The 14,185-nt window shown below is 68.5% G+C and carries 14 protein-coding genes; 10 read left to right on the top strand and 4 right to left on the bottom strand.

Going from position 1 to position 14,185, the window contains the following annotated elements:
• Positions 1 to 33: 33 nt before the first annotated feature.
• Genes ACJ8AT_RS25435 through ACJ8AT_RS25420 form a run of 4 tightly spaced genes read left to right on the top strand, consistent with a single transcriptional unit; the run spans position 34 to position 3,203 of the window.
• Positions 34 to 792: a Tfp pilus assembly protein FimT/FimU gene (locus ACJ8AT_RS25435; protein ID WP_407740445.1), complete on the top strand. Its 759-nt coding sequence runs from the start codon at positions 34 to 36 to the stop codon at positions 790 to 792.
• A 14-nt stretch (positions 793 to 806) separates the two neighbouring features.
• Positions 807 to 1,367, top strand: a complete 561-nt coding sequence (locus ACJ8AT_RS25430; RefSeq protein ID WP_407740444.1) for a prepilin-type N-terminal cleavage/methylation domain-containing protein — start codon at positions 807 to 809, stop codon at positions 1,365 to 1,367.
• Positions 1,368 to 1,370: 3 nt separating this feature from the next.
• Positions 1,371 to 2,714: a prepilin-type N-terminal cleavage/methylation domain-containing protein gene (locus tag ACJ8AT_RS25425; RefSeq protein WP_407740443.1), complete on the top strand. Its 1,344-nt coding sequence runs from the start codon at positions 1,371 to 1,373 to the stop codon at positions 2,712 to 2,714.
• 6 nt (positions 2,715 to 2,720) lie between these two features.
• Positions 2,721 to 3,203, top strand: coding sequence for a hypothetical protein (locus tag ACJ8AT_RS25420; protein ID WP_407740442.1), 483 nt, complete (start codon positions 2,721 to 2,723; stop codon positions 3,201 to 3,203).
• 436 nt (positions 3,204 to 3,639) lie between these two features.
• Here the strand turns inward: ACJ8AT_RS25420 and ACJ8AT_RS25415 are convergent, their stop codons facing one another.
• Both ACJ8AT_RS25415 and ACJ8AT_RS25410 read right to left on the bottom strand, forming a co-directional pair.
• Positions 3,640 to 4,641, bottom strand: coding sequence for a lysophospholipase (locus ACJ8AT_RS25415; protein WP_407740441.1), 1,002 nt, complete (start codon positions 4,639 to 4,641; stop codon positions 3,640 to 3,642).
• 90 nt (positions 4,642 to 4,731) lie between these two features.
• Positions 4,732 to 6,441, bottom strand: coding sequence for a sensor histidine kinase (locus ACJ8AT_RS25410; protein WP_407740440.1), 1,710 nt, complete (start codon positions 6,439 to 6,441; stop codon positions 4,732 to 4,734).
• 158 nt (positions 6,442 to 6,599) lie between these two features.
• Between ACJ8AT_RS25410 and ACJ8AT_RS25405 the strand changes: the two genes are divergently transcribed.
• Both ACJ8AT_RS25405 and ACJ8AT_RS25400 read left to right on the top strand, forming a co-directional pair.
• Positions 6,600 to 6,980 carry a plasmid stabilization protein gene (locus ACJ8AT_RS25405; protein WP_407740439.1) on the top strand — a complete coding sequence of 127 codons (381 nt, stop codon included), beginning with the start codon at positions 6,600 to 6,602 and terminating at the stop codon, positions 6,978 to 6,980.
• A 43-nt stretch (positions 6,981 to 7,023) separates the two neighbouring features.
• Positions 7,024 to 7,206: a hypothetical protein gene (locus ACJ8AT_RS25400; protein WP_407740438.1), complete on the top strand. Its 183-nt coding sequence runs from the start codon at positions 7,024 to 7,026 to the stop codon at positions 7,204 to 7,206.
• A gap of 18 nt (positions 7,207 to 7,224) precedes the next feature.
• Here ACJ8AT_RS25400 and ACJ8AT_RS25395 read toward each other — a convergent pair whose 3' ends face one another.
• Complete coding sequence (locus tag ACJ8AT_RS25395; RefSeq protein WP_407740437.1) at positions 7,225 to 8,739, bottom strand: MBL fold metallo-hydrolase; 1,515 nt, start codon at positions 8,737 to 8,739, stop codon at positions 7,225 to 7,227.
• A complete protein-coding gene (locus ACJ8AT_RS25390) occupies positions 8,736 to 10,025 on the bottom strand; it encodes an HD domain-containing protein (RefSeq protein WP_407740436.1) in 1,290 nt (429 codons plus the stop codon). Before ACJ8AT_RS25390 ends, ACJ8AT_RS25395 begins: the two co-directional genes overlap by 4 nt.
• Positions 10,026 to 10,156: 131 nt before the next feature.
• On the opposite strand from ACJ8AT_RS25390, the gene ACJ8AT_RS25385 reads away from it, so the two are divergent.
• The 4 genes from ACJ8AT_RS25385 to ACJ8AT_RS25370 all read left to right on the top strand — a co-directional run.
• The gene (locus ACJ8AT_RS25385) at positions 10,157 to 11,281 is read left to right on the top strand and encodes a D-alanine--D-alanine ligase (RefSeq protein WP_407740435.1); all 1,125 of its coding nucleotides are present in this window, start codon (positions 10,157 to 10,159) and stop codon (positions 11,279 to 11,281) included.
• Positions 11,256 to 11,618, top strand: coding sequence for a GNAT family N-acetyltransferase (locus ACJ8AT_RS25380; protein WP_407740434.1), 363 nt, complete (start codon positions 11,256 to 11,258; stop codon positions 11,616 to 11,618). Before ACJ8AT_RS25385 ends, ACJ8AT_RS25380 begins: the two co-directional genes overlap by 26 nt.
• 40 nt (positions 11,619 to 11,658) lie before the next feature.
• Positions 11,659 to 13,200: a transglutaminase-like domain-containing protein gene (locus ACJ8AT_RS25375; protein WP_407740433.1), complete on the top strand. Its 1,542-nt coding sequence runs from the start codon at positions 11,659 to 11,661 to the stop codon at positions 13,198 to 13,200.
• 106 nt (positions 13,201 to 13,306) lie between these two features.
• The coding region (locus ACJ8AT_RS25370; RefSeq protein ID WP_407740432.1) for a hypothetical protein at positions 13,307 to 14,185 on the top strand (879 nt) is incomplete at its 3' end.

The raw sequence follows: 14,185 nt of genomic DNA, 5'->3' as shown, positions 1-14,185 counted from the left end.
TGCGACAGGCGAGGCATCGCAGGAGGCCCTCGCATGTTCGCGCACTCGCGGCACCCTCGTGGTTTCACGCTGCTCGAGGTGATGACCACCGTGGTCATCCTCATCATCCTGGCGGCGCTGGCCGTGACCTACATGGTCTACGGGATGGGCAAGGCACGGATGAACAACGCCGTGTTCGACGTCACGGCGTTGATCAACAGCGCACAGTTGCGCGCCATCAGCCGCGGCTCGCCCCACTACGTCGTCATTGATCAGACGGCGGATCGCCGCGTGCGCGTCCAGGTGCTGGAGCGCTCGGAGGACACGCCCACGCCCAACTGGAACGCGCTGGATCTGACGCAGGGGCCCGCGGTGGCGCTGGCCTTCACTCGCACGCAGCCCGACGGCACCGTGGTGACGGTCAACGCGCCCATTCGAGACGAGCTGGTGCTGGGAACCGGGGCCGGCGTGAGCAGCAGCGGACTGGCCTTCCTGGACCTGGACTCCTCGCTCATCCACAAGCCGCTGCCCGCGCCCTTCAACGCCATCGCCGTCGCCACGCCGCTGACCACTCCCACCGCCCCGAACCAGCCCACGCAGGAGCTCCTGGCGGGCTGCAACTTCTGCGTCGACAAAGCGGGGCATTCCTATGGCGTGCTGCGCTTCAACCCGGACGGCACGCTGCAGGTGATGACGGGCGATGCGCCCTCCGGTGCCGTCATCGCCTTCGCTCCCGATACCCAGGCCGAGCAGGGCTTCGCTCCGAAGCTGCTCACCGTCTCCGCGCCCGCGGGCGCCACCGTCGTCTTCTAGGAGGTTGCCTTTCCATGAGCTCCTCGCACCTGTCTCCTCGCGGCTCCACCCTCATCGAGGCCATGGCCGCGCTCGTCGTCTTCTCCGTCGGCATCCTCGGCGTCATGCAGATGAACGTGCTGGCCAGCCAGCAGAACAACCTGGCCAACTCGCAGACCACCGCCAGCAAGCTCGGGAGGGATCTCGCCGACGCCTTCGAGCGGCTGCCCTTCGATCATCCCTCGCTCAACGTGCCCACCTCGTTGACGCAGAACGATCCCGAGTTCGCCAACATGGCGAACCTGGATGGGCTGGTGACGCTGCACGACGCGGTGGCCCAGACGGCGGCGCGTCCACTGCTCGGGGCCGCGGACGCCATCTACACCTCCGAGGGCCAGGGCAGCTTCTACCAGGTGGCCTGGCGCGCGCTGCGCGTGCCCAACCCCAACCGCTACAACCAGGTGGATCAGATCCGCGTCCTCATCATGGTGCGCTTCCCCGCTCCGGGCGGAGGCCTGCGCCAGATCAACACCTGGGCCGTCAAATACAACGTCGCGGCGCTGACCGGAGACCCGCAGACCGCCCTGGAGCTGTGAGCCATGCGCAAGTCCCTTCGCTCTCGAGGTTTCACGCTGCTGGAGTTGCTGGTCGGCGCCGCCGTGGGCGCCGTGGTGCTGACGGGCATCAGCCTCACGTTCATCTCCCAGGCCCAGCAGTATCAGGCCCATGAGGGCCGCCGCGGCGTGCAGGCCAACGCACGCCAGGCGCTCGGCTTCATGGGGCGCCACCTGCGCGTGGCCGGCTACGGCGTCAACCCGGACAGGGCCATCCTCGCCTACGACTCGTTCAACGCCGTCACCGGCAAGCAGGAGCCCGGCTACCCGGATGCGCTCGTGGTGCACTGGCGGGATGCGCTCTTCCGCCGCAGGGCCAGCGCTGTCTCCTCCGCGAAGATCACCCTGCAGCCGTCCGAGCCGCTGCGCGAGCCGCTGCGCAAGGGACAGATCCTCCTCGTGCTCTGTGATCGCGATCCCAACTTCCCGGACATCACCGTGGACGAGAACCCGCCGCACGTGTTCGTCACCGTGGGGCAGTACGTCCCCGCGGGCACCACGGAGATTCCCTTGGATCAGACGGACAAGACGAGCGCGCCCAACTCGCCCATCCTCGGCCCTGGCCGGCTGTTCCACGAGCAGAGCGATCCGGGCTTCACGCACGCCTGCTTCAGCAGGCAGCCGCCGCACGTGCTGCTCGTCCACCGCGCCGCCTTCTTCGTGGGCATGTATGACGAAGATGGCAACCCCAGCACGCCCGAGCGCAAGCCCTACCTGATGATGCACCAGGGGCTGGACATGCCCAGCGCCACGGATGCCCAGGGTGACGGCACCATCGACCTCAACGACGCGGTGCCCGTGGCCGAGGGCATCGAGCAGCTGCAGGTGGCCTACATCCTCGACACCAACAACAAGGACACGGACCAGACGCCCATCATCCTGGGCGTCAACGAGCCCATGACCCCCGAGCACTACGGCGAGAAGTGGGAGGAGCGCGACCTGATCAACCTGCCCCATGGCTGGTTCTTCAACGTGGGCCTCAACGCGGTGGACCCGCAGGACATGCCCTACAAGCGGCTGCTGGACCACCCCGCCAACATCCGCCAGGTGCGGCTGACGCTCGTGTCGCGCAGCTCGCAGCCGGATCCGCAAGCGCCGGGAGACAACCTGCTGCTGCGGCCCGACAACACTCCGTATCCCGATGGAGCGCCGCTGGCCAACGGCACTGTCCCCTGGCGCCACCTGGAGAACCTGAACCTGGGCCCTGTCGCGGCGGACTTCACGCCCTCGGGCGGCCACTACCTGCGCGCCATCCTGCGCGAGTCCCTTGCTCCCAAGAACCTGCTGCTCAACCGGCAGTTTGCTCCCATCAACCCCGGTGGAGGCTGAAACCCCATGCGTCCCATGCACTCCTTGAATCCCCACCCTCGCGGCATGGCGCTCGTCATGGCCATGATCGTCGTGGTGCTCGTCACCCTGCTGGTGGCGGGCGCCATCTCCTTCACGGGCACCGAGCGCGCCGCCTCGGAGATCCAGACCCAGGAGGACACCATGTCCTCGTGCGTCCAGGCGGCTCGCAACCTGTTCCTCTCGAAGCTCAACATGCTGGACTTCGAAGGGCCCTCGAAGATCGTCATCGACGAGGATCTGCGCGGCACCAAGCTGAGGACGGGGCACTTCAACAAGCTGGCCGAGGTCAGCGCCCGAGACGTGTCCAGCACGATGAAGGATCCCAACCGCGAGGTGCAGGACATCTCCAACGGCGACACCCACCAGGCGAAGACCCGCTTCTACACCGTCACCGCCGTGTGCCGGGAGACCGAGGATCTCTCCAGCCCCGAGCGCGAGATCGAGTTCATGGTCCGCGTCGGCCTGTAAGGGCTGGCTCCGGGCAGCGGGGTCATGTCCGGGGTCATCGTCCTCACCTCTGGTCTTCCACTCGGCTAAGCAGGCCGTGACGGGGCTTGGGGCGCAGGGAGACCAGCGTCTGCACTTCGGCCTGGGGACGCTCGCCCCAGGTGCCACGGTGAACGTGGAGGTGCAGTGGTGCGGCACTCGGGCGCCACTTCCCGGTATGTGCTCCAGCCGGGACAGGTTCACCGGCTGGAGATGCCTGCCACGACCGTAGGGGGTTATGCTCCTCCCATGAATGGCAAGAATCCCCGAGCCAAGCCCTGCTCCCCGAGAGCTTGGTCTCTCTTGGCGGCGCCTTTCAGCCTCATGCTGATCTTGTCCAGGCGCGAGAAGGGCTGGCTCTGTCATGAACTCCGGTGCCCCCTGAGGCATGGCAGTGGGGCACCTCCCGACTTACTCCTCAGTGCGCCGCGTTCGCGTGCTGCACCAGCCACTGCACCACGTCCGCCGTCACCTGCGCCTTCTCCGGCTCGTGCAGCAGGTCGTGGTACAGCCCGTCATACAGCTTCAGCGTCTTGTCCTTGGAGCTCGCTCGCTGCACCAGCGCCTTGCTTCCCTCCGGGTCTGTCACCGTGTCCGCCGTGCCGTGCATCACCAGCACTGGCGTCGACGCCTCCTCCATCCGCTCGGAGATCGTGTTGAGCGCCGAGAGCAGCCGGGACGCCGTCCTCGCCGGGCCTCCCTGCTGGTAGATCAGCGGATCCGTCTCGTTCTCCTTCACCACCGCCGGGTCTCGCGAGAACTGCTTCGGGTCCAGCTCCAGCACCTTCAGGTTCGGCAGGATGCCTCCCACCACCTTCGTCGTGGCAATCAGCGCCTTCGACACGTCCGCTCCTGGCTTCAGCGCCGGCGCGCTCAGCACCATCCCTTGGATGTCCGGCTTCTTCTCGATCGTGAAGAGCGTCACGATCGCCCCGCCCATGCTGTGCCCCAGCAGGAACACCGGCCGGCCCGGCTCCTGCTTACGCACCTGCGCTAGAAAGATGCCCAGATCCGAGAGGTACTCCTCGAACGAGTCGATGTAGACCCGAACGCCCTCCGAGCGCCCGTGGCCCCTCAAGTCGAACGCGTACACCGCGAAGCCCTGCCCCACCAGGTGCTCGGCCAGCTCGCCGTAGCGGCTGCTGTGGTCCCTCAACCCGTGCACCACGATGAGCGCTGCCTTTGGCTCCTCGCCCACCGGCCGCCAGGACTGCGAGAAGAGCTTGAGCCCTCCCTCGCCCTCGAAGGAGGACTCCTCGTGGGCCACCTCCCGGCCGGCCAGGGCTGAGAATGACTTCGTACTCGCTCCAGGCTCCCGTAGGGCCTGCTGCGGCCCCTGGCACGCCGCCAGGACCAGCGCGCACGAGAGGAGTGAGAGAAATCGAGACTTCGGGAGCGGGGACGAAGCAAGAAGGTTCATGCCCCCCTTTTGCCGCAACTCGCGCCGCGCCGCATCGGCCAGATGGCCTTCAGGCCGTCACGCCCCGAGTATCGGCCTGGCTCGGGCCGCTCAGGACACTGGCTTCTGGCTCCCTACGCCGTTTCTGGCCTCCACCGTGGGCAGGGTGATGCGGAAGGTGGTGCCACGCCCCACCTCGCTCTCCACCTGGATGGTGCCCCCCATCGAGCTGATGATGTTGCGGCACACCGACAGCCCCAGCCCAGTGCCCATGCCAATGGGCTTCGTCGTGAAGAACGGCTCGAAGATGCGCTCCAGGTTCTCCGGCGGAATGCCGCACCCGGTGTCGCTCACCTCCAGGATGACGCTCCCGGCGCCGCGCTCCCGTGTCACCACCCGCACCTCGTTCTGCTCCTCCCGCCCCGGATCAATGGCGTGCGCGGCGTTGATGAGCAGGTTGAGCACCACCTGGCCCAACCGCGGGCCGTTGCCCCAGACCGCTGGCACCTCCCGGAAGTCCTCCACCAGCCGCGCCCGGTTGCGCAGCTCCTGCGCGGCGATCTTCGTCACGCCTCGGACCACCTCCCCGAGCTCCACCGAGCCCAGCGCCACGTCGTCCGGCCGGGACAGCAGCTTGAGCTCCTGGACGATCAGCTTCACGCGCTCGGCGCCTTCCTTGGCGTCGGTGGCCGCTTGCTGCAGCTCCTCGCGCTCTGGCAAGGCGGCGGCCTCCTCCCGGAGCAGCTCTCGCTGGATGAAGCGCAGGTTGCTGAGGATGTACGAGAGCGGGTTGTTGATCTCATGGCCCACCCCCGCCGCGAGCCGGCCCACCGTGGCGAGCCGATCCGCGAAGAGCAGCTGCTCCTGGGTGTGCCGCAGCTGCCGCAGGCTCTCCTCCAGGCGGGCGTTGGTGGCCTCCAGCTCGGAGGTGCGCGAGCGCACCGTCTCCTCCAGCATGGCGCTGTAGCGGCGGGCCTCGCGCTCGGAGGCCTCGGCCTCGGCCTTCATCAGCCGCTGCTTCTCCTGGAGGGTGCCGCGCAGCTCCCCCGCCATGCGATTCATGCCGCGCGCCAGCAGGCCCAGCTCGTCCTGCCCCATGTCCGGCAGCGCCACCTCGAAGTCCCCGCGGCCCACACGCTCCGCGGCGGCCCGCAGCTTGCGCAGCGAGCCTCGCAGCGGCAGCAGGGTGGAGAGCGCCAGCACCACCGTGAGGGCGATGGCGATCAGGGTGGCGGCCACCACGACGCTCCCGGCGCGCTGCAGGTTCGCATCCCACCGGCTGCGCAACCCGGTCAGCTCCTCCTGCTCCTGGGCCTGGAGAGCGCTGATGTGCTCGCCGACCCCGCGCTCATAGTCCTGGTAGAACTCCCACTCCAGGGCGGGCGGGAGCGGGGCCCGCGCCGGCTCCGAGCGCACGCGCTGCTCGATGAGCTCGAGCCAGCGGAGCAGCTCCTGGACGACCTGTTGGAGATGCTCTCGCTCCCCTTCCCGCGGACCGGCTCCATCCCCCTCGTCTCCCTCATCCCCCTCTCGAACCAGGCTGGCCTCGATCTCCGCCTGCTGCGCGGTCACCCTCGCATGCTGTTCCCTCAGGACCAGGGCGGTGTCTTGTCCGCTCTGCCGCGCCCGGCTCAGGGCGTTCAAGTAGAGCCAGACGTCGTCATCCATCCGGCCCAGGATGTCGAGCTGCTCCTGAGAGGCCACCACGCGCTCCCGGATCCGCCTGCCCGTCCGCGAGCTGAACAAGTAGCCCCCAGCCAGCACACAGGTGACTCCGATGGACACCACCGCGAACAACAGGATCCTGGTGCTGACAGACATGGACGCCCCCAACACGCCCATTATCCCCTCGGGCCCTCTCCTGAAACAGTAAAACACGAAAAAACAATTAAAGCCGCTTTCTTAGAAAATGATGCCGGGACCGGATGCGGTTGCACAGGGGGCCCACCAATGCAGACCTTGCCTCCAAGGAGAGCGACATGCCACGTGGAGACAAGAGCAAGTACACGGACAAGCAGAAGCGCCGCGCCGAGCACATCGCCGAGAGCTATGTCGAGCACGGAGCCGGTGAAGGGGAGGCGAAGCGGCGCGCCTGGGCCACGGTGAACGCCGAGTCCCATGGTGGCGAGAAGCCTGGCGGCTCGGGGTACGGGCAGCCGGAGACGCATCAGGCGTCCCGCCGTGGAGGCCAGCGCAGCCAGGCCTCACGCACTCCGGCCCAGCGCTCGCGTGCGGCGAAGAAGGCTGCGGCGACCCGTCAGCGCAAGTCCGTCCAGCGCAGCGTGGCCGCCAAGCGAGCCGCGGCCAAGCGGAGCACCTCGAAGCGGGGCACCGCCAAGCGCAAGACGGGCAAGCGCTAACACGCGGCCCCTTCATTCCAACACTCAACCCAAGGAGACGACCATGTCCAGCAAGCGTGAACTCATCGAGCCGACCCCGGGTGACAAGCGGTACGTGCGCCGGGATGACCAGGGACGTTTCAAGGAAGTCGACGACGTGGGCCGCTCGCTCTCGCAGGATCGCAAGCGCCACGCCAAGCACGAGTCCAAGAAGGGCGAGGGCGATCGCGGCGACCGGAAGCACTGATCGCCCCTGCCGGAGCGCTCAGCGGGGGAAGTAGCTCCCCTGATCGACCCGGACGCGCCCTTCCTCTGTCAGCTTCTCCAGGGTAGCCAGGGCGCTGCGCTCGGCCACCGGGTGCAGGAAGGGAGGCGTGTCCGAGTAGGCCCGCTCCACCACCTGCGCCAGCGTCGCCCCTGTCCGGGGCAAGGCGTCCAGGATCCGCGCCTCTCGGGCGGCGCGATGATCGATGTACTCCTGGAGCTTGCCCGGACCGTCCGGGATCGCGCCCCCGTGCGCCGGGTACAGCGTGGTGACGGGCCAGTCGCGCAGCCGCGCCAGCTGCGTCAGGTAGTCGCGCATGTTCCCCTCGGGCGGATCGATGACGATGGTGCCCACACCGGCCACCATGTCCCCGGCCACCGCGGCGCGGGTGCGCTCGTCCACGAGGCAGATGTGTCCCCGCGCGTGCCCCGGCGTGTGCAGCACGCGCCAGCGCTGGGGTGGAGTGCCCGCAAGCTCCAGCACCTCCCCCTCCTCCAACAGCCGGTCCGCCGGCACGTTGAGCCGATCGGCCGTGCGCGCGTGGCACCAGAGCGGAATCCCCAGTTGCTCCTTCACCCGCCTTGCCCCGCCGATGTGATCCCAGTGGTGGTGGGTGAGCACCGCGGCCACCGGACGCATGCCCGCTCCCTCGAGGATGGCCAGCAGCTCCTTCAGCTTTTCGAACTCGCGAGCATCCTCGGCGCCGGGATCCACCAGGAGCAGCTCGCCATTGCCCAGCACGTACCCGTTGGTGTGCGTGGCGGGTGGCAGCGTCGGCGTCGCCATGGGGATGATCCGCACGCCCTGCTGGAACTCCACCAGCGTGGCGACGTGATCCGGGCAGTGCGGAGGGGCCTCCAGCCGCGCGAGCACCGCCTCCGGCGTATCGAACCGCTCCATCACCTGGAGCACGTACAGCCCCGGAGAGTGCAGCAGCGCCGTGCCCTGCCTCCAGCGCTCAAGCGCCTCCGGGGGCTTCACCCACGTCGCCTCCGTCAGCTCGCCCGGCCACAGCTCCGCCACCGCGTGGGGTGGGGCCTCCACCAGGAAGAACCACGTGTCGAAGCGCACCGGCATGAACGGGGGGGTGATCCACCGGCCCGCGGGGTGAAAGTCCTCTGCTCGCAGCGCCAGGCCCGCCTCCGTCAGCAGCTCGCTCCACTTGCGCTCGTCCGCCAGCAGTGCCCGGCGCAGCTCCCTCAACCGCTCGGGGCCCAGCCGCTCGGCGCCCTCCGCCACCAGCACCCCCGTCTCCTCGAAGAGCTCTCGCGCGGCGGCAGCGAGGACGGCGGCCTGCTGTCCGGCGGCGCCTCGCACCGGCACCTGCGCATCCGCCTTGTCGACCTTCCCGCCTGGAAACGCATAGAAGCCGCCCGCGAACCGCAGCGCCTTCTCCCGCTTCACCCAGAACACCTCCACTCCCGCGCCCACTCGCCGGTACAGCACCACCACCGCCGCCGGCCGAGGCGCCGCGGGGGGAGGCGGGGGCGGCATGCCTGGAAGGGCCTCGCTCATGACTGTTCCGCCTGTCCCAGCAGCCGTCCCATCAGCACCCTCGCCGCTTCGATCTGATCCGGTCTCACATACACCCGCGTCAGCCGCACCGAGCCGCTGTAGCGCTGGTAGAGCGGAGTGTAGCGCGCCACCTCCGTGAGCCGGCCCGTGGACACGTCGATGATGAAGAGGCTGGGGCCCGCCCCCTCGTCGAAGTACTTCGAGAGCACTCCCTGGGACTCGACCACGTAGTGCTCCAGCTGCGCGGCCACCAGCGCGCTGCGCAGCACGTCCAAGTCATACCCCGTGTCCCGCTCGGTGAACTGGGCCAGGAGCTTGAAGCCCCGCCGCGTGGAGATGCGCTCCGCCCACTGGTTCTTCGAGCGCCGCAGCGTGTACCAGAGCGCCGCGTCATCGCAGAGCAGGAAGTCCTCCGGGTCCGAGGGGATCTCGAACTCGCCGGGCGACTCCTCGTAGTAGCGCCGCAGCATGTGATCGAAGTTCACCGAGGTGTGGTGGTAATAGACCGAGACGAACATGTGGTAGCGGCTGAGCAGGAAGTCCTCGAAGGCGAACGCCGCCGCCCGGCTCAGCGCCAGATAGGCCCGCCCCTCCTTCACCGCCGGGTTCAGGTTCGAGATGATCCATTCGAAGTCGTACCGGCCATAGTTGACGCCCGTATAGAAGGAGTCGCGCAGCAGGTAGTCCATCCGGTCCGCGTCCAGCTCGCCCGACACGAGCGCGCGCAAGAGCGGCGACCAGTCCACGCCCCGGTACGTGAAGCCCGGGTCCGTCGGCGGCTTCGCGCCGGTAATCAGCCCCACCACCGCGTCCGCGCGCACGCCCAGCGGGCCGAAGTGTTGCTCGATGAGCGGCGTGAGCGAGCTGTCCAACAGAATCTTCGCCGTGAAGTCCTCGTGGGTGGCCTGGACGCCCTCCGCGGTGGCGTCCAGCCAGGCGGGCAGCTTCAGGGAGGCTCGGGGAGGGGCGATGCGCTCGGAGGCGTGGGACAGGGGCATGTGGCCCAGGTCGTGGCACAGCACCGCCAGCCGGACCGCGGTGCAGAACCGGGTTTGCACGTCCTCCGGCAACTCCGAGCCAGCGGCCACCGCCCCGAACAGCCGCGAGGCCACGTGCATGGCTCCCAGGGAGTGGGCATGCCGCGTATGGGTGGCCCCCGGGAAGGCCAGGTCCCCGAACCCCAACTGTCGTACATGCCGCAGCCGCTGGTAGTGCCGGCTGTCGATGATAGCTTTCTCAGGGTCGCTTACCGCGATGGTGCCGTGGATGGGGTCGCGAATCCGCATGGTTCCCTTTCCATACTCCTGGATACCCCTGCCGAGCAGCACTCCCAGAAACACCGGACGGCCAGCCGGTCAAGCCTTCGCGTTGGGCTGGGATCGGCTTTGGGGACGTGCTAACCCTTCTTCACCACCGAATGCACATCGTCATCCTGCACAACCGCGACCACGATCTCCTCGAAGAAGATCCAGGAAGGGAGGCTCGCGAGGATGTGATGCGCGTGGCCTCCGCGCTCTCCGAGGCCCTCACCCGAGGCGACACTCACGCCGAGCCGCTCGCCGTCGAGGGCGACCACTTCGAGTTCGTGGAGCTGCTGCGGCGGATGCAGCCGGACCTGGTCATCAACCTCTGCGAGTCCCTGGCCGCCGACAGCCGGGGCGAGATGGTGATCCCCTGCCTGCTGGACATGCTCGGGCTGCCGTATACGGGCTCGTCCGCCCTCTCGCTGGGCCTGGCGCTGCACAAGCCCAAGGCCAAGGAGCTGCTGCGCGCCCGAGGCATCTCCACCCCGCCCTTCGCCGTGGTGGAGCGCGTGGAGGACATCCGCTCGGTGGCGCTCCCCTATCCGCTCATCGTCAAGCCGGCCCGCGAGGATGCCAGCGTCGGGGTGGACTTCGACTCCGTGGTTCATGGCCCGGAGGGCCTGGTCCGCGCCACCGAGGAGGTGCTGCGCACCTTCCAGCAGCCCGCGCTGGTGGAGCAGTTCATCTCCGGCCGGGAGATCTACGTCCCGCTGTTGGGTAACGCGCCGCGTCGCGCCTTGCCGCTCACGGAGATCCGCTTCGGGAAGGCCTTCGAGAACCGGCCGAACATTGTCTCCTACAAGGCGAAGTGGGAGACGGAGTCGGCCGAGTGCCAGGACAGCCCTTCAGTGCTGTGCACGCTGGAGGACGCCGCGTTAGAAGCACGGCTGGTGCGCACGGCGATGGATGCGTTCACGGCGCTGGACTGCCTGGACTATGGGCGCGTAGACCTGCGTGTTTCACCCGAGGGCGTACCTTACGTCATCGACATCAACCCCAACTGCGATCTCCACCCGAGCGCAGGGTACGCCAAGGCCGCCGCGGCAGCCGGCATGGATTACCCCGCCCTGGCGGCCCGCCTCGTGGAGATCGCCCTCGAGAGAGCTTATGGAAATCCGTCCCATCGAAAAAAAGGACCGGGAGCCGCTCGCGGCGCTCATCCGCAGAATCGAAACGTTCTCGCAGGAAGAAATCCAGTGCGCCATCGAGCTGGTGGATCTCGCGCTCACGCCGAATAACCCCGACTACACCATCCTCGTGGCGGACCGGGGCAACGCCCTGGTGGGCTACATCTGCTACGGCCCCACGCCGATGACGGAGGGGACGTTCGACTTGTACTGGATCGCCTCGGACCCGACGGTGCGTGGGCAGGGCGTGGGCGCCTCGCTGATTGCGGGCATGGAGGGCGACCTGCGGCGGCGCAACGCCCGCGTCATCCGCGTGGAGACGAGCGCCACGGAGGCCTACGGCCCCACCCGCGGCTTCTACGCCTCCATGAAGTACACCGAGGAGGCCCGGTTCCGGGACTTCTACAAGGTGGGGGATGACCTCATCATCCTCGCCAAGCGCCTGTAATCCGCGAACAAAACCCCACCCCATCCGTTAAGAGGGGGAGATGACTCGCACACGCCCCACTGCTCCCCTGCTGGGCCTGTCCCTCGCGCTGCTGTGCGCGATGCCGGCGCTGGCCCAGGCCCCTGCTCCCACTGCCCGCGGCGCCGCCAAGGCGGCGGACGTCTCGGACGTGCTGAAGACGCCGCGCCCGCAGGGCGGCGAGTGGCTGGGGCTGTACCTGATGGACAAGAAGGTGGGGTACTTCTTCACGGACCTCTCGCTGGTGCCCGGGCACAAGGACCAGGTGCGCAGCATCAACGAGATGGTCTTCAAGGCCACGGTGGGCACCAAGCTCTCCGAGCGCCTGTACCGCGAGGAGCGCACCTACGAGGCGAAGCCGGGCGGCCGGCTGCTGGCCTTCGTGGTGCAGCAGCAAGGCGATGGAGGCGAGCAGCGGCTGGAGGCCACCAACTCGCCCAGCGGCCTGCGCGTGGTGCGCAAGCGCCCCGGCCTGCCCGATGAGGTGCGCACCCTGCCCGCGAGCGTCGAGGTGGTGGAGGACGCGGACCAGGCGCGGGTGGCGCTGTACCGGAAGGCGCCGGTGGCAGGCACCATCACGGACGGCACGGACCTGGAGAGCTACAAGGTGACCACCACCGTGGACCAGCCCGAGGAGCGCATGGTGGGCGGGGTGAAGGTGCGGATGGGCAAGGCGCTGACGATCTCCGAGAAGGAGAAGGTGCCGGTGGTGGCCTACCTCACCGACAAGGGCGAGATGGTGGAGGTGGACTTCGGGCAGACGATGCAGGCGCGCGCCGAGTCCGAGGCGGTGGCCAAGCGGATGGACGTGGTGGAGGTGTTCGGGCTCACGCGGATCGTCCTGCCGCGGCAGCTGCCGGTGGAGGCGCGCTCGGTGCCGGGCCGGACGGTGATGGTGATGACGGGCCTGCCGGAGAAGTTCCAGCAGAGCACCTACCGGCAAAAGTACGTGAAGCTGCCGGACGGGCGGGTGGAGGTGACGCTGGTGGCGGACTTCCCCAAGCTGACCAGCCTCAAGGCCCTGCCGGTGGCGGATCCGGACGGCGGGGAGAACCTCAAGGCGAACATCATCGTCGAGAGCGACAACGCGGACATCCGCAAGCTGGCCAAGAAGCTGGCGGGCTCGGACAAGGACGCGTACACGGTGGCCAAGAAGATCATCGCCTGGGTGGCGACGAACCTGGAGAAGGACTACGGGGCGAGCGCGGACCGGGCCTCGGACGTGCTGCGGCAGCGGAAGGGCGACTGCACGGAGCACTCGCTGTTGACGGTGGCGCTGATGCGCGCGGCGGGGATCCCCGCGCGGCGCGTGGATGGCGTGATCTACATGGTGAACAGCGACGGGGTGCCCGCGCTCTACTGGCACGAGTGGGTCGAGGCCTACGTGGGCGAGTGGACGCAGATGGACCCCACGTTCAACCAGAACGTCGCGGATGCCACGCACTTTGGCGTGGGCCAGGAGGGCAACGCGGAGATCACCTCGCTGATCGGCCAGCTCAAGGTGGTGGAGGTTCGCGACAGGGCCTCGGCGGCCGGGGCCCCCTCGGGCCGCGCGGGGCAGTAGGGCTCGAGGGAGAGGGCGTCCGCCACCCGCTGCATCTGTCCCGCACTGGAGACGGGCTGCCTCTCCTTGAGGACGGTGGGGCTGAGCAAAGGTAGTGTTGCCCCCGATGCGCCACCTCCTCGATTCGCTCTTCAGCAGCGATCCCGAATCCTCCCGCCTGGCTCGGGAGCGTCTGCAGCGCGAACACGTCACCACCGCTGAACAGGCCCGCGCCGTGCTCCAGGCGCTCTCACGCGAAGCCCCCAGCCCCACGCGGGACAGTCCGTACAGTGTCCTCCTGCGGCTCATCCAGCGGCCCGCCAGCCATGAAGCCATGGAGTTCTTCCGGGCCGAGGCCTCGCCCGTCATCATCGCCGCGTGGCCGAAGCTGCCGGAGCAGGAGCGAACCCTGGCGCTCCAGGTGTTGGCGCGCATCGGCTCGCAGGAAGGCTTGTCCTTCGTCGCCCAACGCGTGGCGGCTCCCGATGGGCCAAGGCGCATGGACGTCGCGGTCATCCTCGAGGAGGTCCCCGTGCAGTCCCCGCACGTGGACGTGCTCTTCCCCGCGCTGGCGCCCCTGCTGGACGTCGAGGATGAACGTGCGCTCGAGGTGCTCAACCTGGCCAACCGGCTGGTCGCCGCCCGGAAGCTCTGGCCTCACCCCGTAGCCACTCGGCTGGAGCGCCTGCGCCGCTACATCGAGAGCGAGAACGAGAACGACGATGGCCCGGCCCTCGCCGCCTGCTATGCGCTCGCGCTGATCCCCGGCCCCGAGTCGGTCGCGCTGCTGGAGCTCGCCTCGCGGCACTCGGATCCCGAGGTGCGGCTGGAGTCGCTGTATGCCCGGAGCCGGCAGAACGTTCCCGGCGCGGTGGAGGAGCTGGCACGCGCCACGCTGGATCCGGAGATCGCCCTGCGAGCGCGCGAGTACCTCAAGGAGCTGGGCAAGGCGCACCTCCGCCCGAAGGAGGCGGATGATCCCGTCCTCCTGGCGAAGGCGGAGCTC

The sequence above is a fragment of the Hyalangium sp. genome (assembly GCF_045802625.1).
GTDB lineage: Bacteria > Myxococcota > Myxococcia > Myxococcales > Myxococcaceae > Hyalangium.
The sequence above is the reverse complement of the archived record's forward strand: the minus strand, read 5'-3'. Positions and strand labels throughout refer to the sequence as shown.